At 65.3% G+C, this 26,840-nt stretch carries 16 protein-coding genes; 6 read left to right on the top strand and 10 right to left on the bottom strand.

From position 1 onward, the window contains the following. Positions 1 to 20 precede the first annotated feature (20 nt). Positions 21 to 2,006, top strand: a complete 1,986-nt coding sequence (locus FIV42_RS16760; RefSeq protein WP_141198801.1) for an ABC transporter substrate-binding protein — start codon at positions 21 to 23, stop codon at positions 2,004 to 2,006. 98 nt (positions 2,007 to 2,104) lie between these two features. On the opposite strand, the gene FIV42_RS16755 is transcribed toward FIV42_RS16760, so the two are convergent. From FIV42_RS16755 to FIV42_RS16745, 3 genes are all read right to left on the bottom strand, one after another. Next, positions 2,105 to 4,120, bottom strand: coding sequence for a serine/threonine-protein kinase (locus tag FIV42_RS16755; protein ID WP_141198800.1), 2,016 nt, complete (start codon positions 4,118 to 4,120; stop codon positions 2,105 to 2,107). Between the two features lie 236 nt (positions 4,121 to 4,356). Continuing rightward, the gene (locus tag FIV42_RS16750; RefSeq protein ID WP_141198799.1) at positions 4,357 to 5,277 is read right to left on the bottom strand and encodes a hypothetical protein; all 921 of its coding nucleotides are present in this window, start codon (positions 5,275 to 5,277) and stop codon (positions 4,357 to 4,359) included. Between the two features lie 132 nt (positions 5,278 to 5,409). Beyond that, on the bottom strand, positions 5,410 to 5,907 hold the full coding sequence (locus tag FIV42_RS16745; protein ID WP_141198798.1) for a hypothetical protein: 498 nt from the start codon (positions 5,905 to 5,907) through the stop codon (positions 5,410 to 5,412). 184 nt (positions 5,908 to 6,091) lie between these two features. Between FIV42_RS16745 and FIV42_RS16740 the strand changes: the two genes are divergently transcribed. Then, positions 6,092 to 6,850 carry a PP2C family protein-serine/threonine phosphatase gene (locus FIV42_RS16740; RefSeq protein ID WP_168210713.1) on the top strand — a complete coding sequence of 253 codons (759 nt, stop codon included), beginning with the start codon at positions 6,092 to 6,094 and terminating at the stop codon, positions 6,848 to 6,850. A 383-nt stretch (positions 6,851 to 7,233) separates the two neighbouring features. On the opposite strand, the gene FIV42_RS16735 is transcribed toward FIV42_RS16740, so the two are convergent. Then, entirely contained in the window at positions 7,234 to 7,890 is a 657-nt protein-coding gene (locus tag FIV42_RS16735) for an HAD family hydrolase (RefSeq protein WP_141198796.1), read from the bottom strand. A 166-nt stretch (positions 7,891 to 8,056) separates the two neighbouring features. Here FIV42_RS16735 and FIV42_RS16730 point away from each other — a divergent pair, with 166 nt between their 5' ends. Next, on the top strand, positions 8,057 to 8,812 hold the full coding sequence (locus tag FIV42_RS16730) for a Tll0287-like domain-containing protein (RefSeq protein WP_141198795.1): 756 nt from the start codon (positions 8,057 to 8,059) through the stop codon (positions 8,810 to 8,812). A 150-nt stretch (positions 8,813 to 8,962) separates the two neighbouring features. Then, complete coding sequence (locus tag FIV42_RS16725) at positions 8,963 to 10,246, top strand: NAD(P)/FAD-dependent oxidoreductase (protein ID WP_141198794.1); 1,284 nt, start codon at positions 8,963 to 8,965, stop codon at positions 10,244 to 10,246. A gap of 849 nt (positions 10,247 to 11,095) precedes the next feature. On the opposite strand, the gene FIV42_RS16720 is transcribed toward FIV42_RS16725, so the two are convergent. Then, entirely contained in the window at positions 11,096 to 11,716 is a 621-nt protein-coding gene (locus tag FIV42_RS16720) for a hypothetical protein (RefSeq protein ID WP_141198793.1), read from the bottom strand. A 93-nt stretch (positions 11,717 to 11,809) separates the two neighbouring features. Here FIV42_RS16720 and FIV42_RS16715 point away from each other — a divergent pair, with 93 nt between their 5' ends. Beyond that, complete coding sequence (locus FIV42_RS16715; RefSeq protein WP_168210712.1) at positions 11,810 to 13,093, top strand: c-type cytochrome; 1,284 nt, start codon at positions 11,810 to 11,812, stop codon at positions 13,091 to 13,093. A gap of 92 nt (positions 13,094 to 13,185) precedes the next feature. Continuing rightward, on the top strand, positions 13,186 to 14,574 hold the full coding sequence (locus FIV42_RS16710) for a cytochrome P450 (protein WP_141198791.1): 1,389 nt from the start codon (positions 13,186 to 13,188) through the stop codon (positions 14,572 to 14,574). 39 nt (positions 14,575 to 14,613) lie between these two features. Here the strand turns inward: FIV42_RS16710 and FIV42_RS16705 are convergent, their stop codons facing one another. The 5 genes from FIV42_RS16705 to FIV42_RS16690 all read right to left on the bottom strand — a co-directional run bounded on the left by FIV42_RS16705 (position 14,614) and on the right by FIV42_RS16690 (position 26,815). Continuing rightward, entirely contained in the window at positions 14,614 to 15,174 is a 561-nt protein-coding gene (locus FIV42_RS16705) for a class I SAM-dependent methyltransferase (RefSeq protein WP_168210711.1), read from the bottom strand. A 26-nt stretch (positions 15,175 to 15,200) separates the two neighbouring features. Continuing rightward, a complete protein-coding gene (locus FIV42_RS30195; protein WP_168210710.1) occupies positions 15,201 to 16,379 on the bottom strand; it encodes an Ig-like domain-containing protein in 1,179 nt (392 codons plus the stop codon). Positions 16,380 to 16,443: 64 nt separating this feature from the next. Continuing rightward, a complete protein-coding gene (locus FIV42_RS16700; protein ID WP_168210709.1) occupies positions 16,444 to 19,179 on the bottom strand; it encodes a penicillin acylase family protein in 2,736 nt (911 codons plus the stop codon). 127 nt (positions 19,180 to 19,306) lie between these two features. Beyond that, positions 19,307 to 23,158 carry a serine/threonine-protein kinase gene (locus FIV42_RS16695; protein WP_141198788.1) on the bottom strand — a complete coding sequence of 1,284 codons (3,852 nt, stop codon included), beginning with the start codon at positions 23,156 to 23,158 and terminating at the stop codon, positions 19,307 to 19,309. 87 nt (positions 23,159 to 23,245) lie between these two features. Next, entirely contained in the window at positions 23,246 to 26,815 is a 3,570-nt protein-coding gene (locus FIV42_RS16690; RefSeq protein ID WP_141198787.1) for a serine/threonine-protein kinase, read from the bottom strand. Positions 26,816 to 26,840: the final 25 nt, after the last annotated feature.

Below are 26,840 nucleotides of genomic sequence, written 5' to 3'. Positions count from 1 at the left end.
CGAATAGCGGGCAGTTTTTCATGAAGTCACGACACAAGAAGATAGGGATGAGGCTAGCCAGCCTGGTGCTCTTTGCCGGAGCGCTCACGGCACTAGGCGGCTGCTCACTGCGCTACGATTTCACCGAGTGTGAAGTCGACAGTGATTGTCTCCAGATCGAACAGCCCGCAGAGGGCGAGTTTTACGTATGTGATCAAAACCAGTGCGTGGTCGACGACAATCGACAGTGTCGCACCGACAGCGATTGCGGCGCCGACGCCAATTGCCAGAGCGGCGTGTGCCAGACCATCGAGCCGCCCGGAGACGCCGGGGGCGACGCCGACGCCGGTGACGTGGGCGACGTCGATCCGAGCGACACCAACGACGTCGAGGACGAGCCGGACGCACCGTCGCTCGTCTGCGCCATCACGCAAGAATGCATCGACCGGTTCGGCGACAGCTACTACTGCGCCCCGTCGGGCACCTGCGTGGACACCGCGCACGCCTCGTGCGACGACATCTACTACCCGAACAGCGACCGCGACAACATCATCCTGCTCGGCTCGATCATCCCGACTCAGGGCGCGGCCTATCAGGGACTGGGCACCACCATCAAAAACGGCGTACGCATGGCGGTCATCGAGTACGCCAGCAACGCTTTCACCCTCCCCAGCGGCCACACCGTCGCCCACTTGCACTGCGAAGGCGGAAGCTCGCAGACCGGCCAAGAGGTCGCCCAGCACATGAAGGATATCGGCGTGCCCATCGTGGTCGGCCCGCTGACCAGTAGCACCTACCTCGACACCGTGCGCGAAGTCGCCGCCGTCGACGCCGACAACGACGGCACCTTCGACGACCCGATGGGCGCCATCGCCATCGGCGCGACGTCCCCGGCCATCGGCAACCTCGAGTCGACTGGCAAGCACTCGTTCCAGATTATCGCCAACGACCGCTACCAGTCCTCGGCCATCGTCGACCGCACCCAGAATCTTCGCTGGCAAAGCTGCGTGGCGCGCGCCGGCAGCGAGTGCACCGACGACACCACCTGCGAGCAGACCTTCGGCCCCGGCTACGTCTTCGACAGCACCAAGCCGGACACGCCCTGCAAAGACAGCACCCCGCAGGTCGCCGTCTTCTACAAAGACGACCAGTACGGCCGCGACCTGCAGAGCCTGCTGATCAGCCGCTTCACCGACCGCTACGCCGACGCGACGGTCAAGTTCTACAAGTACGCCGACCCGGCCTCACTCGACTTCGACGAGACGCGCATCGCCCAAGAGTTCGGCAACGTCATCGGCGCCGCGCTCAGCGGCAACGACGCGCTGCCGACCGCCGACATCGTGCTCTTCGTGGGCACCGGCGAGACCGCCTCGCTGGCCAAGGGCTACATCTCGGCGCTTCCCAGCCAACAAGCCGCCCTGTCGAAGCGCTACGTCTTCAGCCACGGCGGCGCCGCCGACTCCCCGAATATGTTCGCCGGCGACCAGGGTTTGAGCGAAGCGCTGATGGGCAACGTCGAGGCGATTGCGCCCAATATCTTCAACCAGCCGTATTATACGAAGTGGCAACAGCGCTACTCGATCACCTTCTCGGCGCCCGCGCAGACCTCGGTCGGTGGAGTCGCCTACGACGGCGCGTACATGGCCATCTTCGCGATGGCCGGCGTGCCCTCGGGCAGCGATTTGAGCGGCGCCAACGTCACCCAGGTCATCGAAGAGGGTCGCCTGCAGAACGCCGATACCGGCACCGAGATCGTGCTCGAGGAGAACACGAGCTTCCCGGGGGACGCGCGCGAAGCCCTCAAAAACGGCGGAGATATCGACATGGTCGGCGTCTCCGGTGCGCTCGACTTCACCTTCGACAACGACGTCAACGTCGGTACGGTGCGCTCGAACTACCTGCTGCTAAGCGTCACCTCTCGCCAGACCGGCGGCGGAAGCACCGTCTACGAGGGTGTCCCCACCCAGGTCTACGGGCTCATCCCCGGCGAGAATCACGGCGTGTGGCAGCCGATTCCGACGCCGTAAGGCCACAGGCCACGCGGCATCCTGACACGCTAAAAAGCCCCGCCGGCTCGATTGCCGGCGGGGCTTTTCTCGTTTCACGAGTCGTTTTGTCGATGGACTCAGTCGAGCAACAGGTCGCCGCCGCCGCTGCCGTCGTCGGCCGGCAACAGGTCGCCGCCGCTCGGGTCGTCGTCCGAGCCCGACTCCTTGTCGGAGGGAAGCAGCAGCGTGTCGTCCGAAGCCTTCTCCTTTTTGGAGGCCGACTTGTTGGAAGTAGTCTTCTTGGGAGCCGTCTCGGAAGGCTTGTCCGACTTGGCGGCCTTCTCGGTCGCCTTCTTCGTCGTACGGGTCGAGGGTTTCGCACTCTTCGACGGTTGCGTCTTCGCCCGCTTGGCCTTCGCGCCCGACGCTCCCGTCGACTTGGAGGAGCCGGTCGAGCGCTGGGTGCGCTGCGGAGCCTTCGCGCCCGTTCGCTCGGGCGTCGGCGCCGGCTTCGAGGCGGTGTCGTCGGCCTCGAACTCCATGTCAGCGCTCGCCTCGTCGTCCGCCTTCTCCGCCGCGGCCGCGTCCATCTTCTCGCGCACTGCGCTCAACTGCTCGCGGGCGCCCTCGTGATTGGGGTTGCGGCTCAACACCTTTTTGTAGGTCTCGAGCGCCTTTTCGAACTCGCCATCTTCGGCGTTGAGCGCGGCGTTGGCCATCAACTGCGCGATCTCGAGGCGGTCCTCGGCGGCGACGTATTTGCTCTTGAGGTCGGGGTAGTGCTTCAGGTCTTCTTCGACCATCTCCAGCGCGCCCTCGGCCTGGCCGAGCTTGCCGCTGTCGATGAGCGCCACCGCCTGCTCGATATCTCCCTGGACCTTCTCTTGGCTGGGGATGTCGGCTTGCTGTGAATAGAAGAAGAAGGCCGCACCGCCCACCAACAACACGCCGAAGACGCCCAACAGAATATTGCGCAGCCGGTTTTGCTTCTCGACTTTGAGCAAGTGCTCGCCGCTCACCCAAGTCACCTGCCCGGTGCTCGGGTCGGCGCCGAGGGCGACCAGGCCCGAATGATGCGACGGGGTGGCGTCGGCGGGCACCTGGTGAATCGGCGTCTCCCGACGTTGCCGCGAGATCTGCGCGCTCGGGTCGTCGGGCGACAGGCTGCTCAACTTGGCGACGCGCGAGGCGGTGTTGAATTCTCCGCTGACGTGCGGCGAAGAGATGTCGGTGCCGTCGATGCACGCGCCGAACTCGAACAAAAATTGGCCGGCGTTGTGGAAACGCTCGGCCGGATCTTTGGCGAGGGCGCGGTGGATGAGGTCGAGGACCGACTTGGGGATATCGTGGCCCGCGACGAGCCGCTCTTCGAGGCGCTCGGGCTCGTTGTGGACGTGCTGGTAGAGCACTGCGACGTCGTCGTCGCCCACAAACGGCTTCTCGCCGGTGAGCATGAAGTAGAACAACACGCCCAGCGCGTACACGTCGACGCGCTCGTCGGTGTCGTTGCCCATGATCTGCTCGGGGGCCAAAAAGGCCACCGAGCCGACCAGGTTTTGCTCCTTGGTCACGTCCGTCGAGCCCTTGACCAGCTTGGCGAGGCCGAAATCGAGGATCTTGACGTAGTTCTTCTCGCCTCGCCGCTCGGTGAGCATGATATTCGACGGCTTGATGTCCCGGTGGACAAGCCCCAGCGAATGCGCCTCGCTGATGCCCTCCAAGATCTGCAGGGCGATGGCGCCGAAGACCGAAAAGTCGACCGAACTGGTCGACTTGATGAACCGCCGAAGGGTGATCCCCTCGACGTACTCCATGACGATATAGGCCTGATCGCCGTGGTAGCCGAAGTCGTAGATGGAGACGATATGCGGGTGCTGCAGCTTACTCATGCCACGCGCTTCGCGCTCGAAGCGTGCCGAGGCTTCTTCGTCCTCGGCAAACGTGGGCGGCAGCACCTTGATGACGACCTTGCGGTCGAGCGCGCTCTGGCTGGCCAGATACACCACACCCATGCCACCGCGCCCGATGCACTCTTCGATCTCGTAACGGTCGTCGAGAACCTCGCCAATCAAGCTCTGCGGATCGAAGTGCGCATCACCGCGTGCCTTTCCGCCAGCGGACTTCTTCTCTTTCGAGGATGTCTTCTCACCCATGGACCTACTCGCCACCGTCGGTAGTCATGCCTCAGCAAGGCACCCCAGCACCCAACACTGACGCCAAGCGCACAAGGTGTGCAGGCGCAGTGATTTCCATTCGTGTCACTTATCGGCGACCAAGGTATCACCTCGGCGCGAAAACAGCAACAACTCGAGGAAATTGTGGCTTTTTTTACGGGTACAATCGGGCGTATCGACGGGTACAGTCGGGCGTATCGAGAGGAGAACTGCGCTCAACGGCGCAGCATCAAAGCAACTACCAGCGCGACGGCTCCGGCGGCCACGGGTCCAATGATGATTGGATCGGTCAACGACGGGGCGTCGGCCTGGGTCCAAGCAATCCCGGCCCCGACAAAGAGTAACGGAGCGAGGACGAACAACGCCGTCGGCGCCAGTCCACCCGAAGCGCCCTCCTCGGTGGAGGACTCTTCGGCGCTCACAGGGGCGATTTCAGCGGGCGTATCGAGCGTCTCGGGCGTTTCGAGCTCTTCGGAGACGTCGAACTCTTCGACAGCCTCGGGCTCTTCAGGTTCTGGCGGCTCTACGGCCTCGGGCTCCTCAGGCTCTGGCGGCTCTACGGCCTCGGGCTCTTCGAACGCCTCGGGCTCTTCAGGAGCCTGCGGCGCTTCGGGAGCTTTCGGGGCCTCGACAACTTCGTTTGCCTCCGGAGCCTCTGCTTCTTCGAGGTCTTCGGCGGCGACGGCCTTGTTGGAATTCGACTGCTTTCGCCCCCGAAGAATGCCCGCCTTCGGCACGGCTTGGCCTGCATCGACCTTCTTGGTCCTCTCGTCGTAATCGGCGAGGGCTTCCGACAAGCTGTTCCGGTTGATGGCCTTGGTGGCCACATTCTCGAGTTCGGCAGTGTCATCGTCCGAATCGTTCAGATCGCCGAGCAGATTCTTGGGACGGCTGGCCTGTCCTCCCATTTGCGGCTCGTTGGAGGCCGGCGCGTCTCCGCCCTTCTCCTTGCGCTCGCGAACCTTGGCGAGCCATTCGGGCACGGCCTCATTCTCCGTCGACTCACGGATCTGCTTGAGCGCATCGGCGCTCACCTGTCGCGTCGCATTGTCTTCGTAGGCGCCGGTATCTTCTTCGAGGCCCGCAGAGGCCCCGGCATTTGCAAAATCGTTTGTGCTCTCTTCGTCGCCAGCCATTCCGTAATGCTCCGCTCGGGCGTGTGACTCCGTGTTCATGTTAAGCCACAAATTGTGCGATATCCAAGAAAAAAGACGCAAATCCCGCACAATAACCCTCACGCTCCCCCTTGTGCCCCGCCGGCTGCCGACTCAAGCGCCGCCACCCTCCACAAACGCCACCTCCACCGCCTTCTGGTGCAGCGTCTCGACGGTGGCGCGCTGGTCCTGGGCCCGCTCGATGAGCGCGTCGAAGTCGAAGCCGGCCAGCCGCTCGTCGGACTGGCGCGCGATCTGCAGCGAGCGCCACAGCCGAATCTTGCCGGCGACGCCCATCGCCAAGGCCTCGAACTCGACCACACGGCTCAGAGGCGAGTAGCTGACCACGCGCCCGTTGAGCTTGAGCCGGCCGAGCTTCTCGGCGATCCAGGCGCCGGCGTCCTTGACGCGCGAGGTGTCGACGTCGACGGCGGCCATCACCTCCTCGAGAACGGTACGGTCGCGGCTGAGCTCGGCGGCCAACACCTCGGCCTTGCGGCCGAACTCGTTCTCGCTGTTGCTCTTGGAGACGCGCCGACACAATTCGATCGCGCCGCCGGCCGTGGAGTGGTGGTCTCGGAGATAGATCGCCAGAAGCTCTGGGTTGCTCATGAGAGGCCTCGGTGGGATGAGAGATTCGGAGAACAGCGCGCTGATAAAACTAATCACAACGCCGCCAAGCATCAGCCCCCTCGCACCTCGACCCCGAACTCGTTGGCATGCTTCTCGCTATGCACCTCTGCCGCCCCGCCCGACCGGGAGTGAAGACGAGCGACGAGAGCGCACGGAGACGACGATGAATTCGATTCAACTAGCCGGCATGAGCACGACCGGACGCCGCGAGACCAACCAGGACGCCTACTTTATCGACGCGGACATGGGCCTGTGCGTGGTCTGTGACGGGATGGGCGGCTACACCGGCGGCGAGGTCGCCAGCAAGACGGCCGTGGAGGTGATCCGGCACTTTTTTGCGGCAAAACTTTCCGAGTCGGACGCCATGTGGCCCTATCCGCTGCGCCGGGAGCTGACCCTCGAGGAGAATATGGTCAGCGTGTCGGTGCAATTGGCCCACCAGGCCATCTGCGCGCGGCGCCGCGGCGAGATCTCACGCATGGGCACCACCGTGGTGGTCGCCGCCTGCGCCGACGAGGACATAGTGTTGGGGCATGTGGGCGACAGCCGCATCTACCGGCTGCGCGACGGCGAGCTCGAGCAGCTCACCCGCGACCACTCCATGTATAACGAGCTGTACGACTCGGGCACCTGCGACCTGCCGCCCATCGAGAAGTTCAGGTACAGGCACGTGCTCAGCCGCGCGCTGGGCTATTCGCAGGAGGGACCGGAGAACCCCGACATTCGCCGCGAGCGGATGCGCGAAGGTGACACGTACCTGCTCTGCACCGACGGGCTGCACGACGTGCTCGGCGCCTCGCGTATCGCCTACGAGTTGGGCACGCGCGCTCCGGCCGAGGCGTGTGCGACGCTCATCGACATGGCCTACGAGGCGGGGAGCACCGACAATATCACCGCGGCGGTCGTGCGCGTGTCTCGCTAACGCGCCGCGTGTCTCGTGAGCGCGCCGCGTGGTTCGTGAGCGCGCTGCGAGGCTCGTAGCGCCTCCCATGCCTCTCTCAAATGCGCCGCGTGTCTTGTAGGCCCTTCAGAGTGCTTCTCGAGCATTTCCACCCTCCTCTAAAACTTTTTCAGCCCCCTCTAAAACTGTTTCAGCCCCCTCTCAAATTTTTTCACCCCCCTCATAAGGTGCGCCGAATGCGTCGTGAGCGCTCCGAATGCGTCTCGAGCGCTCCGAATGCGTCTCGAGCGCTCCGAATGCGTCTCGAGCGCTCCGAATGCGTCTCAAACGCTCCGAATGCGTCTCGAGCGCTCCGAATGCGTCTCGAGCGCTCCGAATGCGTCTCGAATTTTTTCAGGGGGGTCTCACCAGTTGAGAATCGGCCAGCCACGTTGGCGGGCCACGCGTCGAAGCCTCGGGTCGGGGCTGACGATGCGCGGCTGGCCGACCTCTTCGAGCATGGGCAGGTCGGAGTACGAGTCGGTGTAGAAATACGAGCGCTCCAGGTCGACGCCGTGCTCTTCGGCCCAGTTGCGCGCGTGGTGGACCTTGCCCGCCCCGTAGCACATCGGCGTGGCGAAGGTGCCCAGCAGGCAGCCCTGCGCGTCGACCGGAAAGTGGTTGGCCAGCCAGTGGTCGAAGCCCCAGCTCTCGGCGGCGACCTCGGCCTCGAAGCACGAACTGTTGGTCAGGATGACCAGCGGGTGGCCTTCGTTGCGGTGGGCGTCCATCGCCTCGGCGGCGCCGGTGCGCAGCCGCGCGCGAATCTCGTCGTGAAACCAGTCGCGCGTGCGCTCTTGGAGCGTCTCGAACGGCTCGCCCTTGTAGTAGGCGACCGCCTCATTGAACGCGCGCTCCATGTCGATGAGCGACAGGTGGTACATCGCCGTCCAGAAGGTCGCCTGGGCGAGCTGCCAGGAGCTGACGTTGCCCTGCGCGCGCTCGTGGTGGGCCCACAAAAGCGCGCTGTTGACGTCGATGAGGGTGCGGTCGAGATCGAAAAATGCAGCCGGTTTGGACATCGGTGTTCCTCTACAGATCCATTCGTCGCGTCCGATCTACCCCCGTCGGCAGCCAGACTCAAGCTCGTCGCCTATAACGTGGCCGCGCCCGACTTGTTCCCGACCCGCAGCGGTACTAGTTTAGAGGGGCCTTTGCTGTCCCCCCCAATGAGGATCGACGACCATCATGAAGACCCCAGCGTATCTGACCATCGTGCTCGCCGCTTCGTTACTCGCCCTGGCGGCCTGTGAGAAGCCCGGCGATTCAACCGGCGAGGAGCAAGCCTCCGCGACGCAAGACGAAGAGGCCGCCGCCGAGGAGCCTGCGGACGGCCAGAAAGCCGAGCAAGAGGCCGAGGAAGGCGCCGAGCAGGAAGCCAAGCAAGACGAAGCCAAACAACAGGACACCTCCGCCCAGGTCGACGCCCCCGAGGGCTGGGAGATCGTCGCCCCGGTCGAGATGACCGAAGCCGACAAGGCGAAGCTCGAGAAGGCCAAGTCGGCCCAAAAGGAGCTCGGCAAGACGCTGCTCAACGAGCTGACCAGCGCCACCGCCCAGAAGGGCTTTCCCGAGGCGGTCGCCGTGTGCAACACGGTCGCCCCGCAAATCGCCGAGAAGGTCCACACCGACAAGGGCGTGGCCATCGGGCGCACCTCCTTCAAGCTGCGCAACCCCGACAACAAGCCGCCCACGTGGGCCGAGCCGTTCGTCGAGGCGCGCGCCACCGAGCCGACCGTGATGCGAAGCACCGGCGGCGACAAGCTCGCCTACCTCGCCCCCATCAAGATGGGCGAGCTGTGCGTCAACTGCCACGGCCCGGCCGACAAGCTCGCCGAGGGCGTGCCCGAGAAGGTCGCCGAGCTCTACCCCCAGGACCAGGCCACCGGCTTCAACCCCGGCGATCTTCGCGGCTGGTTCTGGGTGGAAGTGCCCGAGAGCTGAGCCTGTGAGGGCTCCGCGGCGCTCGAAAACCTGATCCGCGTGACGATCACGCCGAACGGGTGAGGCGGTTCCTCAAAAGCGACACTTGCATCCTGCGTCGGCAAAAGTGACTCTTGGGTCACCTGACGTGGATCTGCTGCCGAGAACGCCATGAGCCAAACCTTTCGAACCGCCGATGTCGCCATCATCGGCGCCGGGACGACCGGCGCCGCCGCGGCCATGCTATGTGCGCGCCGCGGCCTCGAGACCGTCTGTGTGGAGCGCCGCGACCTCACCGAGGCGGGCGCGCGCTGGGTCAACGGGGTGCCGGCGAGTTTCTTCGACCGCGCCGGGATTGCCCGGCCCGAGGCGCCCGAGCGCATGGCGATGGGCGTCGACTTCCACCTCGTGGCCGGCTGGGGGCCCGAGCGGGTGGTCGTGCGCGACCACGAGTTGATGGAGGTCGACATGCGCCTGCTCGTCGAGCGGTTGCAGCGCGGCGCGCGCGACGCCGGCGCCGAACTCGTCGGCAGCACGCGTGTGGAGGGGATGGCCGACGGGCACCTGCAGACCTCGCGCGGCCCGATCGAGGCGCGCTGGTACATCGACGCGTCGGGCATGACCGGGGCGCGGCTGTTGGGCCACCCGGCCCCTGCGCCGCGCGACATCTGCGCGGCCGCCCAGGCGGTGCACACGGTCACTGACACCGCCGCGGCCCGGCGGTTTTGCGAGGAGCACGACGTCTCGCCGGGCCACACGCTCTGCTTTACGGGCATCGAGGGCGGCTACTCGATCTTGAACGTGCGCGTCGACGACGACCACGTCAGCCTGCTCACCGGCAGCATCCCGGCTGAGGGGCACCGCTCCGGGCACGCGATTCTGCAGGAATTCGCCGCCGCCCAGCCCTGGATCGGCGAGCGCCAATTCGGCGGCTCGCGCGCCATCCCGATTCGGCGGCCCTACGCGCGCTTTCACGAGGGCAATCGCGCGGTCATCGGCGACGCAGCCTGTCAGGTCTTCTCGGCGCACGGCTCGGGCATCGGCCCCGGCCTCGTCGCCGCGCGCTTTCTGGCCGACGCGCTCGCCGAAGGCCGCGGGCTAGCCGGCTACACCCGCGACTGGCAACGCCATTTCGGCGGCCTCTTCGCCGGCTACACCGTCTTTCGACGCTTCTCGCAGACCTTGTCGCCCGAGGTGCTCGAAACCCTGATGCGCACCGGCCTGATGGACGCCGAGATGGCCGCCCAAGGGCTGCTCCAGCAGATGCCCTCCCCCGACCTCGACCTCATCGCCAGCAAACTCAAAGCCGCCGCGCGCGCCCCGCGTCTGGCTCTCCAACTCACGCCCGTCCTGGCAAAGATGGGCGCCGCCCAACTGCTCTATGCGGGCTATCCGGCCTCGGAGACGCGTCGGACGCAGTGGCGTCGGCTGGTCGACGTCGTGCTTGGGATCTAGGGCTTGACGCCTGCGGCGCGGTCGTGAGTCATGGGGCTTGGTTAGCGGCTATGCAGGGAGCGGCCGATGATACACCGGTGCGCCTGCCGGCTGCTTTTCCCGGCATGGGCGTTGCGGATTTGCTTGTGATTGTGCTCGGCCAACGGGCAAAGCCCGCCCCGTTTTCAAGCCACCTCGGATAGGTCACACGCTGAGCGCATGCCCACCCCGACGCCACGACCTACGAGCTACAGCGACGCCGCTGCGGCACTCCTCATGGCACAGGCCCATCTTCGCGCCACCTCCGACGTCGACGCATCAACAAACCCGCACCGGGCAAATCCGACAACTGCGTTTCGCCACAAGGACGAAACTGCCGGCTCGGCCTCCGCCGAGCGCGTCGAAGAGGTACGGTCTAACTTCTCCTCGAAGATACGCTCGCTACGAAGGCTCTGTTTTGCGGATCGGGGAACCGTTCCGCCGCAGGCTGTGCCCACCGGCTCAGCCACCAGCTGGCGAGCCAAATCTAACGACGACTCACCCGCCCGTTTCAAATTTGTGGGGAAATTCGTGCGCACGATACGTCCACCCCTCATTACGGTTTTCGGCAGAAATGAGATTTTGTTGCGCAAAAAATCTAAAATCGTCCTCTGGCGGCACGCACGAGGCGAATTTCTCTAATGCCTTCCCGACGGATCGCGCCGGCCTATTCGGCGCGTTTCTCCGCCTCGCGCTTTTGGCGGAGCGCTTCGAGGGCGGAGCGTGGGGGTTGGTCTTTTGTGTCCGACGTTTTCGATTGGGACGTTTGGGCTTTGCCGGTGTTGCGGGTCGGCTCCGGTGGGCGTTGGCGGTCTCGCCATTGGCGCGCCCTCAGCTCTCCTCGTCTCCCTCTTCGGATGGGTAGAAGTAAGCGAAGCAGGTCGGACAGATGGAGTGAGAGATATTGTTGGGCATCTGGTCGACCAGCCGGGGCACCCAGTCCCAGCGCGTCGGGTCGGCCACGAGGCGGACGCGCTGACAGTGGCAGCACTGCGTGGCGATGTTGTTCGCGCCGACGTACGCATCGATCATGTTGAGGTCAGCGCCGGTTTCGTCGGGATGAGGCAGCTCGACGATCAGCGAGTTGCTGACCAAGCAGCCCACGCCCCCTTCGAGCGGAAAGACCTTCATGCGAAACTTCTGGAGCGTGTCCTTTCCCGGACACAAATAATCGAAGGCCCAGCGCTCCTGTCGCTTCATCGATTCGCGCACGCGCTTGGCGAAGAAGTCGCGCACGGGCGACGGCAACGCTTGGAGATACGAGGATCCGAGCCCGTACTCCTCGAAGAACGCCTGCGTCGCGCCATTTTCTCGGGCAAACCGAAACCAAGCTTCGTTCATCAGCGCGAGGGTCAAGTCGCGCCTGAGCCCAAAAATCACGGCTGAATCACGATCGAGCTCGGCCAACTCTTCCGGGTCGAAGTGCGCCCGAAAGTCATCGCTAATAATCACGTTGTGCTCCTCACTGGGAACAACAGGGTCAGGCGGTGTATGGTGTATCGAACAGCGTGAACTACGAGTGCTCTCAGAACTTAGATGCCACGAATGCATTTTTCGTTACTCTTTAGCGACACAATTTCTCTCGCGCTCGGCGTGCTCGCGCTTTTGACGCTGGTCGGATGTGAGCGAGGAGGCTTCGGATGCGAGACAGCGCCGCCGCCGGGCAGCCCCGTGGCGGTCGTAGAGCGCTATGAATGCAATCGCTGTCACTCTGCGCTCGCCCAGCCCACCCAAACGCGGGCCGAACAGGGGCCCTTCGAAGGAGGTCGGCTCGAACTCGCCGAGCAGGACCGAAGCTGCACCGGGTGTCATAACGCGCTCCACGACGGCGAGCTCGACGAGGAGTACCCCGCCGAGGCGATTACGCATTGGCAAAAAAACGTAGTCCACCTCATCGACGTCCCCACGCTGACGGGCGCAGGCCGACGTTTTCGGCGCGACTGGCTCGTCGACTTCTTGCGGTCACCGCACGACCTCCGGCCGCGGCTGGAAGCGACGATGCCGCGATTTGCGATGCCCGAGAAGGACGCGCGCGCCATCGCCGAGTACTTTGTGCCGACCTCCACAGGCGCTCACGAGGCGGTCGATTTGTCGCAGGCGGACCTCGGGGCCGGTCGCGCCGTCTTGGAGTCGAACGGCTGCACGAGTTGTCACGCTTTTGGCGGCGTCGAGGGGCTAAAAGCCTCTCCAGTGCCGGTCGAGATGGAGCCCGAGGCGCTCGCCCGCGCCATGAAGCTCGCCCCCGATCTTCGCTACACTCGCGACCGGATGAGCCCGGCGGCGGTGGTCGCCTGGCTCGAAGACTCGAAGAAGATCAAGTCCGACAGCCTCATGCCGCATATCCCGTTGAGCGAGACGGAGCGCGAGCAGGCGGCCGCCTTTATTTTGCGCGCCGAGCTCGCCCCCGTCGCGCGACCCGAGATGCCGAAGCGCCTGCCTGTGCTCGAACGCGAGGTGCGCTATGCGGAGGTGGAGCGCGAGGTGTTCAAGAAGGTCTGCTGGCATTGCCACTCCGACCCCGACGGCAACAACGGGGACGGTGGGCCGGGCAACACCGGCGGGTTCGGCTTCGAGGGCAAGGGCCTCGACCTGGGAAGCTACGAGGCGATCGAGCGCGGGCGTCTGGGCGAAGACGGAGAGCGCGAGAGCGTTGTCGAGCCAGGCGCCGACGGGGTCTCTCCGCTCGTCGCTCACATGCTCGCCCGGCACGCCGAGGTCGCCGGCGAGCCTGTCGAGGGCGTGCGCGGCATGCCGTTGGGACTGCCGCCGATGTCGATGGAGAAGATCCAGCTCGTCGAGACGTGGGTGGCGCAGGGGGCGCGGCAGTGAGACGCAGTCTTGGGGTCTTGGGGTTGAGATTGTGGGGGGCGTGTAGTTAATTCGATAGGGTTTTTGGTCGTTCTTTGCTCGGGAGCTTCGTCATGTTTGGTTTGAAAGATGGGCTCAATTTGGTGGACCGGTTCAAGTCGGGAGAGTCTGCGCCTGCGCGGCCGCCGGGGCCACGTGGTTGGCAGAACCTGAAGGTTTTGGTCGACTTCGCCACCGACCAGATCGGCTGCTTTCGACGCATCACGCGCCGTTACGGCTCGGCGTCGTTCTTCAAGTTGGGGACCTTCGACGCCTACCTGTTCACCGACCCGGAGGCGATCGAGGAGGTGCTGCTGACCAAGAGCAGCTCGTTCGAAAAGGACGCGCTCACCCACGAGCTCGACGTCCTGTTGGGCAAGGGACTGCTGACGAGCGAGGGGCAGATGTGGCGCCACCAGCGCCGGCTCATCTCGCCGAACCTTCGGCGCAAGCAGATCGCGCACTACGCCGACGTCATGGTCGAGCGCACTCGTCAGATGCTCGACGATTGGGAGGACGGGCAGGTGCGCCCGCTGCATCGCGACGCCATGGAGGTGACGCTTCGCATCGTGGTCGACACGCTCTTCAACCTCGAGATGGACAGCGATATCCACCGCGTCGGACAGGCGCTCGACACGGCGATGGAGGGGTTTCACGAGCAGGCGCATACCCTGTGGCGCTTCGTCCCGGAGCCGCTGCCGACCCCGATGAGGGCGAAGTTCGAGAAAGCGCTCGAGGAGTTCGACGCGCTGATTTACAAGCTCATCGACCAGCGCCGCCAGGACGCCACCGAGGGAGATGACCTGCTCTACCGGCTCATCGCCGCGGTCGACGACGAGGGCAACCAGATGACCGACGGGCAACTCCGCGACGAGGTCATCACGCTGTTTTTGGCCGGCCACGAGACCACCGCGCTTGCGATCATGTACGCCTGGTATCTGATGTCGGACCATCCGTGGGTCATGGACAAGGTCCACGCCGAGGTCGACGAGGTCCTCGGCGAACGTGTGGCGACCGCCGATGACGTCTCCGAGCTTCCGTACACGGAGGCGGTCATCCAGGAGACGATGCGGCTGTATCCGCCCGCCTGGACCATCGGGCGCGAGGCGATCGAGGACGTCGAAATCGCCGGTTGGACGGTGACCAAAGGCGCGCAGGTCTTGCTGCCGCAGAGCCTGGTGCACCGCGACCGACGCTGGTTCGACAACCCTGACCTCTTTCGCCCGGAGCGCTGGCTCGACGGGCTCGAAGACCGCATCCCACGCTTCGCCTACTTCCCGTTCGGCGGCGGCCCGCGCATCTGCATCGGCAACTATTTTGCGATGATGGAGGCGATCTTGGTCGTGGCCACGATGGCCCAGCAGGTTCGCCTCGAAAACGTCTCTCGCCAGGCGCTTCGCACCCAGCCCTCGGTCACCCAACGCCCCGCGACGGCGATCGAGATGAAGGTGCGGCGACGGTAAGCAACGCCACGGCAAACAACCTTCCGACTGCCTCCCGCCTCACACCCGCCGAAAGAGATACCCCTCGAGGTATTTCTCGGGCGCCCCGTGCTCCTCGTGGAGCACCACCTCGAGTTTGTCGGACACGTCGCGCAACTCCCCCGGCCGCAGGCAAAACCGCTCGGGAAACCCGAACTCCTCGTGCTGGCGAATCGAAAAGGTGTCGATGAGGAGCACGCCGCCCAGGCGCAGCAAATCGGGCGCCTGGGCCCAGAAGGTCTGCGGCGGCTTGAAGTGCGAGATCACCACGTTGTCGAAGCCCGACAGGCCCGAGAGGGCGTCGGGCGCGTCCAGGTCGATCTGATGGGTGTCGACGTCGAGGCCGCGCTCGGCGGCGAAGCGGCGAAGGCGGGCGAGGCCCACGTCGGAGATATCGACGCCGCACACCTCGAAGCCGCTCTCGGCCAAAAAGAGCGCGTTTCGGCCGTCACCGCAGGCGAGGTCGAGCACAGAGCCCTCCTCGAGCCGGTCGACGTGCTCGACGATGAACGGGTTGGGGTCGAGCGGCTCGTCGGCGCGGCCGCCGAATTTTGCGTTCCACTTGTCTCGATCTTTTTTCATCTGCGGTCTTTTGTCATCTACCGTCCTCAATCTTCCTCGCGTCGCTGCGTCCACCACCACGCCCAGGGCGCGAGCAGCGCCGACGCCAACAGCGCGAGCAGCGGTGTCAGATACCATGGGAGTGCACGCTCCGGGGCCTCGTGAGCTACACTGGCCGCGGGCTCGCCCGCGTCGTCGCCCTCGGGGAATTGGCCCACAGGCATCGTAAAGGCTTCGGTGAGTCCGTCGCCGCCGGCGGCCTCGGGGAACGTGATCTCGTAGCGGCATATGCCGAAGCCAACACCTTTGACGCGCGCCATCTGTGCGCGGTTCCAATTCGAGCCGTTTTCGTCGAGATCCGCGCTCACCTTACAGATGTCGGGGGTCAGGCTTCGCGCCTCGGTGAGCATCCCCGACTGGCAGACCGGGTCGGTGCCGGCCATCGGGTAGAAGCCGACAAACTGCTCGTAGCCCACGGCCGTGAGCGCCTGCAAGGTCGCAGGCTCGGGGCGAATCTGATCCACGTCGGAGCGGCGCACCAGCCGCAGCTCGAGCGAGGTGTCGTCGACCTTCGAGGTGATGCGCACGTCCTCGGCCGGCGGGCCGGCGCGAAAGACGATCTCGGAGAACTCGCGCGGGCGCGACACGAACTTCAGGGCGCCCTTCGGCTCGACGTCGACGGGCACGTAGCGGTAGCCGACAACCGCGCGGCCATCTTCGGCGTGCAGCGCAAACGGCACGGTCAGGTTGTCGGATGCCACGTACGCTGCCTTGGGCGTGTCTGCGCAGGTATGGGCGAGCTCGAGCGCGGTCGGTTTCGCCACGCTCATGAAGACCGAGTCCTCCAAGGTCGTGCCGTCGGCGCGTCGCACCGTCATCGTGATGCGTGCGCTGCCCGGAGCGACGCCTTCCAACACCGCGTGCCGCCCGTTGACCGACGCCACGGTGAGCACCTTCGGGTTCGACGAGGTCGCCTCGACCACCCGGTACTGCTTGTCGTCGCTGCCGTTCTCGAAGGCGACCAAATCGAGGCGCGCCCCCGGGGCGATGGGCTTGTTGAAGTTTTCGATCTGCACGTCGGTCAGGTAACCGAACGTGAATTGGCCCTCGTTGCCGGTAAGACGCGAGAAGCAGCCGGTGAGGGTGAATGAGGCGAAGAGAAGCGATGCAGCGAGGACAGAGACGACGAAGAGCCGCCGGGGGAAGGCTTTCGAGATGCGCGCCATGTGCTCTCCCTAACGTGGTAGTTGGACCTCGTCAGGGTAGCACATGGCGCGCGATTGACCATGCTCACTCGGCCGGTTGGACCTCGATGGTCTCGACGGCGGCCGCGTCGACCTCATCGCGGTCGTAGAGCAACTCGGTGGGCGTGTTGCTCAGCCACTCGTCGATGAGGCTGCCGTAGAACTCGGAGTCCTCGTGGTGGTCCTGGCCGCCGGGCAGCTGGAACCAGGCGTCGATGCCGTCGTCGGTGGCCTCGAAGACCACGCGCAGCGACGGGCCGTTGGGGTGGTTCCACGAGTCGTCGAAGTCGCCTGCGCGACCGGTCGGGTTGGCCACGTCGACGGTCGAGAAGCCGCCGTCGTTGGCGAACGGGCCGTTGTCGAACAGCGAGACGCCGGCCGAGGCGAACAGGCTGGTGAACTTGACCCAGTGGATGCGGCCCCAGCGCCAGTCGTCGGGGGTGCTGCTGGCGAAGACGGTATCCTCGGCGAGCTTGGCGGCGGTCGTGTCGAGCACCTCGAGCACGACGTCGGTCTTGGTCTCGGCGGACGCGTCGGTGGACACATCGTCGAAGTAGTCCTCCCCGCGGTTGAGCTCACCCGGGGCGTCGAACACGTAGATGAGCGCGGACTGCAACGAGTACCAGTTGGCCAGCGTCTCGTAGCTGCTGCCCTCGGCGATTTCGTCGGCGAAGACCGCTTCGGTCAGGTAGGGGAGCATGACGTGGAACGCGGCACAGCCGATCGACTCGCGCGCCTCGTCGGCGTCCGACGATTTGGGCGAAGCGTTCGGGTCGGTGCCGTCGAGGCCGGTCGGGCAGGTGTATTGCCAGTCGGCGAGTGCGTCGACGACCTTCTGGGCCTCGTCGCCCACCTGGTCGGCGTTGTCGTTGGCCACCTGCAGGATATGGGGCACGAGCACTTCGCCGTGCAGCACGTAGGTGTCGGCCTGAATCTCGTGCATCGTGTCGACGGTGTGGCTATTGCCGCCCTCTTCGATCAGCTCGACGATGCGCTTGTGGCGGTGGCCGTAGGCCGGCGGCGACTGCCAGGGGCTGTGCCCGTCGTTCGTCGGGTCGCCGTCGGTGTAGCTTCCGTCCATGTCGTTGTTGGCCGTGGCGATGAAGCCGGCCGAGGGATCGACCATCTTGGGCGAGTCGGCTTCCGACAGGTAGCCGTCCCACTCGGCCGAGCCGTCGCCGGGGAGCGGCAGCCAGTTGGGAAGCTCGGTGGTGGCGAAGGGACGGTTGGGGATGGCGCCCTTGGGGTTCCAGCCGATGGAGCCGGCGCGATCCATGAAGATCCAGTTCTGGTTGATGGCGCGCACCGGTCCGAGGGCGTCCATCGCCTCGGCGGTGGTCGTGGCGGTCATCAGGTCGTTCAAGAAGTCGATGTCGTTGCCGGCTTCGTTGAGGACCCACTTGATGGAGACGCCGCGGTTGTTGGCGACGTCTTTGGAGATGAGCGGGCCGTGGTGAGGGACCCATTCGAAGGTCTCGGTGATCGACTGGCCGTCGCTCGTCTCGAAGGTGAAGTCTTTTTGCAGAAGCGGCACTTCCTGGCCGTTGAACATCACGGCGGTGCCGTCGTCGTTGAGCTCCTCGATGTAGGCGTCGGCCAGGTCGAGGCGAGCGGTGGTCACGCCCCAGGCCACGTCGTTGTTGTGTCCGACGACGATGCCCGGCACGGCCGGGACCGAGGCGCCGACCACGTGCAGGTTGCCCTCACCGTTGGTCTTCGAGTCGAGCTCGACGAAGTACCAGATCGCCGGGTTGTTCAGCGAAAGGTGGGGGTCGTCGGCCAAGATCGCCTTGCCGTTGGCGGTGCGCGACGGGGCGACGACCCAGTTGTTCGAGCCGTCTTCGCCGTTGCGGGGGCCGAAGAGCAGCGAGGGGTTGTCGTCGAAGCGCTTGCGAGCGGCGGCCATGGCGTCCATCGCCGGGTGCAGCCGCTCTTTGGCCGCGCGCATCACCGCCGGGTCGAGCGCGCCGCCCAGGTTCGAGCGGATCATCGTCGACGGGTCGACGCCCGAGGCCTGCATGGTGTTGCTCTCCAGGCCCGGCTTGACCGAGAAGAGGTCGGCGGCGACCTCCGGATCGAGACGGGTGGCCATCTCGCCGCGGAACAGGTCGTCGGTCGCCGTCTCGCTGAGCTGGTAGGCCAACTGCAGGTACAGCGCGATGGTGTCTGCGGGCTCCCAGTCGCGGATATTGTCGGCGGCGACCAACGGGAATTCGTACTCGCGCGTCAGGGTGGCGTCGTTCTCGCCGGCGCGCATGTCAGCCAACCAGGCGTTCACGCCGTTGGCGTAGGCGTCGAGCATGGCGCGGGTCTCGTCGCTGACCTGAGCCAAGTAGGCTTCTTCGAGCGGCGTGCCGTCGCGCGTGGTCATCAGGTGACGAAACTGCTTGTCGCCGTCCAATCCGAGTTGGCCGATGACCTGCGAGAGTTGGCCGCGGGTCTGGCGGCGAATCAGGTCCATCTCGAAGAAGCGATGGTCGGCGTGGAAATAGCCCTGGGCTGCGTAGCAGTCGAGGTCGGTCTGGCAGTCGATATGCAGCACGCCCGACGGGTCGAACTGTACCTTGACCGGCGCCGACAGCCCGTCGATGCGGACCGCCTGGCTCTGCGTGGCGTCACCGGCGTCGTCATCCGCATCGCCCATATCATTCGTGTCCGCCGCATCGCTGCCGGCGTCGACGATCGGCTCTTCTTTCTTTTCCTCCTCGTCGCTACAGCCCGTCGCGGCCACGCCGAGAGAGAGCGCTGCGGCCAAGAGAACCTTGCCTGCCACGCCGGACATTTGAAGCCCCCAACGGGCCCTGGATTCATCACGTTGATCGTTCATCCTAGATACCTCTGCATTGACTGACTCACCGTTTAACCGATCGGTTTAGCACTACCATTAATCGCTTGGAAAATCGAATCATTTAGGGCGCGAGCTGCTCGACGCTGCGGTTGAAGCCGGGGAGGAAGATCTGGGCGACCCGGTCTGGCTCGGCGATGCCCTCGGCGGCAAAATAGGCCGTGGCGTCTTCGCCGGGGCGGCCGTGGTCGAGCATATCGCGCCGGTAGCGTGCCACGGCGACATAGAGCATCTGACCACGCACCTCGGCCTGCTCGATGACGCGCGCGAGCGTGTCGACGGCCGCGGAGTGTCGTCCGGCACAGGCGTGGCGGCCGGCCTCGAGCATGTCGGCGAGCATCTCCGACAGCGACGACGCGGACTCTCTGCGCAGCTTTTTGATGACCTTGTCGAGTTGCTTGTGATGTCCGGCGTCTGCGCGGCGCTGCTCGACGAGAGCGAGCAGCAAACGCCCCCACCACCAGCGCACCTCGATGCGCGCCAGGCCGAAGCGGCGGGCGAACGGCGAGCGGCTGACCACCTTGTGTTGGCGCTCGAGCGCCTCCCAGTCGTCGATGACGCTGTCCCGGTAGAGCGCGAGCTCGCCGCGGATGCGCAGGTCGTACCAGTGCAAGATCGAATGGGTGATCAACGGCGCGTACAGCGGCGTCGCCTCGAGCGCCCCCTCGACGCGTGCGGGCTCGCCGGCGAGCAGCCAGCGAACGCCGGCGATGCGCGTGGCGCTCATCAGCCGAAGGTGGTCGCCCTGACGTCGCGCCTGGTCGATGAACGCGTCATAGGCTTCGTACAGCTCGGCGACCCGCCCCAACTCGAGCAAGGTCTTGAGCCGCCAGACCTTCAGGCGATTGCTGCCGGCGACGCGCTGACTGCCGGTGGCGTGAGCGGCCAGCTGGGTCATCGCCTCCTCGAGGACGTCGAGCCCGTCGGCAAAATAGCCCATGAAGATCATCACGCTCGCACGACACCCCATGATGACGCCCATCTCTGCGTCGGTCGTCGCGATTTGCGTGGCTGTCTCCAAGAGCTCCTCACAACGCGCTTCGGCGCTCTCGCCGCCGCGCGCCGCGTAGGCGACCGCCTGCAGGGCGATGCCCTCGACGATGGCCGGGCGGTGTCCCAACGACAGCGCCAACAGCAGGGCGCGCACCCGGTAGTTGAACCCAAAAACCGGGTCGATGAAGCTAATCTGGCGCGACATGCTCGACAGAAGCTCGAGGCGCTCGAGCTGGGAAGGCTCGATCTTGTCGGGATCACGCGGCACGAATCCGAGCCCACGCCACTTCAGGCGCAGGTTATGCCAGAGGGTCGACACGACCAGCCCCACGGTGCTCGTCGAGATGCTCAGCCCGGTGTCGGCGAGCACCGACTCGAATTGCTCGAGGCCGCCGCCAACGTCGCCGTTGATCAGCAACGCCTCGGCGGCCCGACGACGCAGCGCGCGACGCCTGGGGGCGTCCGTGCACAGCTCGGCGGCGACCTGAAACTCGTGGGCGGCGTCGATGGAATGACCGCTGTTGAGGACCATCTCGGCGAGCTGGATCTGCAGGCGCAGCCGGTCGTCGGCGCCGACGTCTTCCGCTTCGAGCGCGCGTCGGTAGAGACGAGCGGCGCGCTCGAAGGCAAACGCGCGCTCGGCCTGCTCGGCCGCCTCGACGGCATACTGGGCGGCGAGCTCGGCGCGGCCGGCGTGCTCGAGGTGGCCCACCAGCACCATCGGGTCCTCGAGCAGGTTGGGCTCGGCCTGATAGGCGCGCGCCAGCCGCGCGTGGTGGGCGCTGCGCTGCTCGTCCGACAGGTGGTCGACGACCGACTCCCGGATGCGGTCGTGGTAGGCGACCACGCGTCGATGCCGCCGGCGCTTCTCCATGCGCACCAGACGAGTCGTCTCCAGGCGCTCGGCGGCGCCGAGCATCGCGCCGATGCCCTCGTCGAGCGCCACGGCGAGCAGGTCGAGGTTGACCGGAATGCCCGAGACACAGACGAGCTCGATGAGCTCGCGCTCCAACTCGCCCAGGCGCTCGACGCGCCGCCAGAGGATCGTCGCCAGGTTCACGTCGGGCTCGGCCGGCTCGATTGGCTCACCGGAATCCGTCGCGCCCCTCGAATCCTTTGCGGACAGGTGGCGCACCAACTCGCGCAGCAACAGCGGATGGCCGCGGGTGTCGTCGACGAGCCGCTCGATGGCGTCGGTGTCCAGATCCTGCTGCTGCGGCCACAGCCTGGCGAGCAGGTCGCGGGTGTCCCGCTCGGGCAGGTTGTCGAGCTCGATCAGGCGCACGTCGGGGGCATACTCGCACAGCGTCTCGAGTCCCTGCGGACCATAAGCTCCATACGAGCCGTCATCTTCGCGGCGCAACGTCGCCACGAGCAGCGCGCCGGCGCCTCGCTCGGGGTGGCTGACCCGCTCGAGGAGCTCGAGCGTCTCACGGTCAGCCCACTGCAGGTCATCGACGAACAGGATCATCGCGTAGTCTCTGCGCACGTTCGCCAGCAACCTGACGAGCGCATCGAAAGCGCGCGCGCGCAGCTCGCTCGACTCCTCGCGCGTCGTCATCCCACGGAACTCGGGGATGGCGGGAACGCGGAGCAAGACGGGAAAGACACGGCCCAGCAGCGCCGCGTCGATGGGCAGAAGGTCGGCGACCTCCCCTTCGTCGAGGCCTTTGAGAAAGTGACTCAACCCGTCGATGATCCCATCGAAGCCGTTGTACGGAACCGACTCGCGCTCGTAGCAGCGGCCTGTAAAGATCAGGGTGTCGTCGGAGGCCTGACTGAACAGGAAGCGATGCACCAGCGAGGATTTGCCGACGCCGGCTGCCCCCGACACAAAGACGCTGGCGCTCTGGCGCGGCCCTGTGTCGGCGAGCGCGTCTGCGAGCGCGTCGAGTTCGGCGTGGCGGCCGACGAACTCCACCGAGGGCGGCCGAGGCCCCAGCGCCGCAGCGGAGGTCACGACCGACTCGATATCCGCGCTGGCGATGCCCAGTCTGGCAGCGACATCCTCGCCTGTGGGTCGCGCCTGGGGCTCGGTCTCGAGCAGGTCCATGCACAAGCTGGCGAGGTCTTCGGGCATGTGCGGGGCGAGCAGACGCACGTCGGGAGCCGGCTCGGACACCTTTTGCAAGAGCACCGCCAGGGGCTTTCCTTCAAAGGGATAGAAGCCGGTAAAGATCTGGTAGAGCAGCACGCCCACGCTGTACCAGTCGGTCGCCGGCCCGACTCGTCGGCCGCGCCCCTGCTCGGGCGACAGGTACGGCACGGTCCCCACCACGTCGTGTTGGCTATTCGACGGCAGTAGCTTGTCGTAGAGCTGGGCGACCAATCCGAAGTCGAGGATGACCACTCGCCCATCACGCGTCACCATCAGGTTGGACGGCTTGATGTCGCGGTGGACGAGCTCGGCGCGGTGCAACGCGAGCAGTCCGCCGGTCAGCTGCCCGAGCGCTGCGCGCAGCCGTTCGAGATCGACCTCGTGGGTCTCGGGCTGGGAGGCCGGCCGGTCGATCGGCAGCGTATCGGAGTCGGGCTCGAAGCGCGGAAAACTCTCGCGCCCCCGCCCTCGGGGTAAAGAACGGAAATTGGCCGGAGGATGGCCGCCGTGCACGTAGGTAATGAAGTCTTGCCCCTCGAGCAACTCCATGCTGAAAAACCAGCGCTCGCCGTCGTGAATCAGCTCACCGAGGCGTACCAGGTTGGGGTGCTGAATCTCGGCCAGGGTGCGAAACTCGCGCTTGAACGAGTACAAGCCGCTGGGGCTCAGGTGCAGCAACGTCTTGACGGCGACGCGCTCCTGGCGGTCTTGGTCGAAGGCTTCGTAGACGACGCCGAGGCCTCCGGCGCCAAGGCGGCGTCGAATCTCGAAGCGATCGGCCCATACCCGTCCGACCTGGTCGTCATCCGTCGCTAATCGATGCATCGGGATTCGGTTGCAAGAGGTGCTCAGCTCCCGAGTATCTCCCGAACCCCACAGCAGCGCAACCAATCTGAGCGTCGAAGACCGGACCTATGTCCAGCGCGAGATCTTGCCCATGACTTGGTCGACCCGCTCTTCATCACCAAGTCCATGCCACTGCTGGACGGCCAGGGTGTAGACGGCGACGGCGTCACGAAACTGGCCGGCGTCGCGGAGGTGATCGCCGGCGAACTCGAGGAGCAGCGCGAGATCGCGCTCACTGGCGTCACTCTCGTCGAAGAAGTCGCGAATGAAGTCGAGGTGTTCTCCGACGGCGTCCCACAGCTTCTGGGCGCTCGCACAGGCCAGCAAGCCTGCAACTGCCACCACGTGAAAGAGGCGACGCCCGGTGTCCGCGAAGGTGTTGGCCGCGCGCGTGAAGTAGCGCTCGGCCTCTTGGATGCGGCCGCGATTGAGCAGAATGTGGGCGAGGTTGGTCTCCGAGACCGCCGTGGGCACGCCGATAGTGTGCTGAAGGGCGACGCATTCGCGATAAAGATCTTCAGCGCGCTCGAAATTTCCCATGAGGCGGTGGGCTTCGGACATGATTTCCAAACACAAGCCTTTTCCGGGAAGGTGTCCCAGCCTATCGCACAGCGCCATTGTCTCCTCGCCATACTGCAGGGCCTGATTCCACTTGTGCTGGAAAAAGGCATGGCGCACCCGAAGGTGGTGGTTGTGGGCGATGGCGAGTTCGTCGCCTTCGCGTGTTGCTGCCTCCAGATCCCGGTCGAGCATAAGTTCGGCTGCTTCGAAATTGCGTAGACTCGTCAGCACGTGCGCCACCGATCCAAAGACTCCACGCATCGGTGCGTCGGTGTCGATGGTGGTTAGCAACTCACAAGCCCGGTGAATCGTCTCGGAGGCCGCTTTGTCTCCCATCCACTGCAAGGACATACCCAGCCAACCCATCGCTTGGGCGTAAATCTCGGTCCATCCATGGCGCTCAGCAGCGTCCATCGCCCGTCGGGCCCAAGGAGCCGCCTCACGCGGCTGCCTGTTGTTCAGATAGGTGCGTGCACGAATCACCCACACATCTCCCCAACGCCGGTCATTTTCGGGCGCATCCATCTGCTCGAGGCAACGTAGGCTCGAGGACAACAGTCGCTGAGCGGCGCGGTACTCGCCGCGTCGCCTGCGCCCGCGAGCGCCCTCGACCAACGGTTCGAAGGCGCGGCTGAACTCGTGAGCGCTCATGGCATAACGGCCGAAGCGTTCTGCGTGGTGAGGCATGGATATATCGTAGAGCGTCTCGACCAAGGTGGCGCAATGGCGCCGACGGGCGACCCATGTGCCGTGGTTTCGCGCCAGACGCTCGATGCTCTCTCGCATGATGGCGTGCGCAAATGTGAAGCCAGCCTCGGTGTAGCGAATGAAGCGACGCTCGGCCAAGTCGGCGGCCAAGTTTTCGTCCAGACGCACCCCGGCCAGGTCGCACACGCCCTCCCACTCGGCGAACTGGACGTCTTGACCAAGCGCGGCGGCCAACTCCAGCGCATCTCGCGCATAGTCGGAGTGCTCGTCGAGAAGCGCCTCGAAACGCTTGACCCACACCTGGTGCAGGTGGTCGGGGATGGTCGGCTCGACCCCTTCGCGCAGCACAAAGCCGCGCTCGCCACTCTCGAGGACTCCTTGTTCGATCCAGTCTCCGATGAGTTCGACGGCGAAGAGCGGATTGCCGGCGGTCTTGGCGACCACCTCGCGAGCGAGTTCCCCCTCCAGCAACAGCAACTCTTGGACCAGACGCTCGTGCTCGACTGGGGCAAGTGGCTCGACGAGGAGTTCGTCGACCCGGTCCTGCTCGAGAAGAATATCGAGCAGGTCACGCTCCTCGGGACACTCGGCAAGCGCATCGTCGGTCGCCGACAGGATCAGCAAGACTCTGCCGGTGGAGTCGGAGTGACGACGCACGAAGCGAGCAAACTCGATCGCGTCGCTTCCCCACTGCACATCGTCACACCAGATAATGACCGGCCGCTGCTCGGCCAACGCCTGCAAGTAGCGCTGGATCACGGCGTGGCGTTGGGTGGGATTATCGATAGTCACCGAGTTTTCCGACTCACCGACCTCCAAGAAGGGACGCGCGATGCGCACCATCGCCTGACAATCGTAGTCCGATTCGATGCCGACTTTGGCCAGCGCCTCGCGAATCACCCGCTCGGCCTGCTGGTCGCTGGTGCCCAAGATGCGAAAGTGCCGCGCGAGCATCAGCCCCAGCCCATCGGCGCCGCCGCCTTCGGCGCTGTGGGTGGCGCGCATGATCGTGGCGGCGCCGAACTCCTTGATCCTCTGGGTGAACCAGTCGACCAGCCGGGTCTTTCCCGCCCCCTGGCTGCCACGAAGCACCACCACGCGGCTCTCAGCGGTCGACTCTGCGTCTCTCAGAGCACGCCACATGCGGTCGAGCTCGGCGTCGCGGCCAATCAGCGGGATAGCGCGCAGCCCGTAGAGCCCCAGCCCGGTCCCCACGATGCGCATCGACATCGGCTCGACGGTCGGCGGTGGCCACTGCTCGGGCAACTGGGTCAGGGTGCTCTTCGTGGGCGACTCGACCGACGAGCCGGACTCGAGCAGCGCGTCGAGCACCGGCGTGAGTTGGGCAAACTCGAAGGAGACCACCTCGGCGGGCGTGGTATCGGGCAAGCCGTGATCGTCGATAGCCGCCAGGGCTTTGGCCGCCTCGGCCGCCGACTGAAAACGATCGTCGACATCCCGGGCGAGCATCTTGTCGAGCCATCCCTGAACCTCGGGAGGCACGGGAACGACCGAGTCGAGGCGAGGATACTCGGCGCGGAAGTGCTCTTGGTAGATCTTGACGACGTCCGAACCTTGGAACAGCTCCATGCCGCTGAGCAACTCGTAGGCCACACACCCCAGGGAGTAGAGGTCCGACCACGGCCCGTGGGTGCGCCAGGGTTGATTGATCTGCTCGGGCGCCATGTAGCGTGGCGTCCCGATACAATGCGAGGTGGCAGCTCCCCCATCGACGGCGAAGGCGATTCCGAAGTCAGCCAGCTTCGGGATCAACCGGCCATTCCAGCGCGCGAGCAAAATATTTTCGGGCTTGATGTCGCGGTGGATCACCCCGGCGGCATGAGCGTGGGCAAGGGCATCGAGCAGCGTCAACAAGATCGCGCGGGCCTGATGCCAATGCACCCTGCCGGCCAGGTCGCGCAGGGTGCCGCGCTGGGCCAACTCCATGACGAAATAAGGAGTCCCCCGGTGAACGTCGTCTTCGCGCAATAGCTCGGTGGACTGGCCGACTTCGCCGTAGTCGAAGACCATGACGATGCCCGGGTGGTGCAGCGCGGCGACCGCCTGAACCTCGTTGCGCAGTCGGCGGCGCATATGTGCGTCGACCGAGCGCGAGCCGGTGATGACCTTGATGGCCACCGGCACCTGTTGCTCGAGGTGCCTGCCGCGCAACACCACGCCCATGCCGCCCCGACCGATGGACTCGTGAACCTCAAAGGGGCCGAGGGTCTCGTGGACGATCGACGACGGATTCGACAACCCTCTCGGGGTGTCGCAATGATCGAGCGTCGACAGATTCGGACGCCGATGGTGGTCCGGCGTCGGCGGAATCGGCGTATTCGGCGTATTCGGCGTACGGTCACTCACGCCTAAAATCCCTGGTTACAACACA

It is taken from the genome of Persicimonas caeni (assembly GCF_006517175.1).
Lineage (GTDB): Bacteria > Myxococcota_A > Bradymonadia > Bradymonadales > Bradymonadaceae > Persicimonas > Persicimonas caeni.
This window is presented reverse-complemented; position numbering and strand designations above follow the sequence as displayed.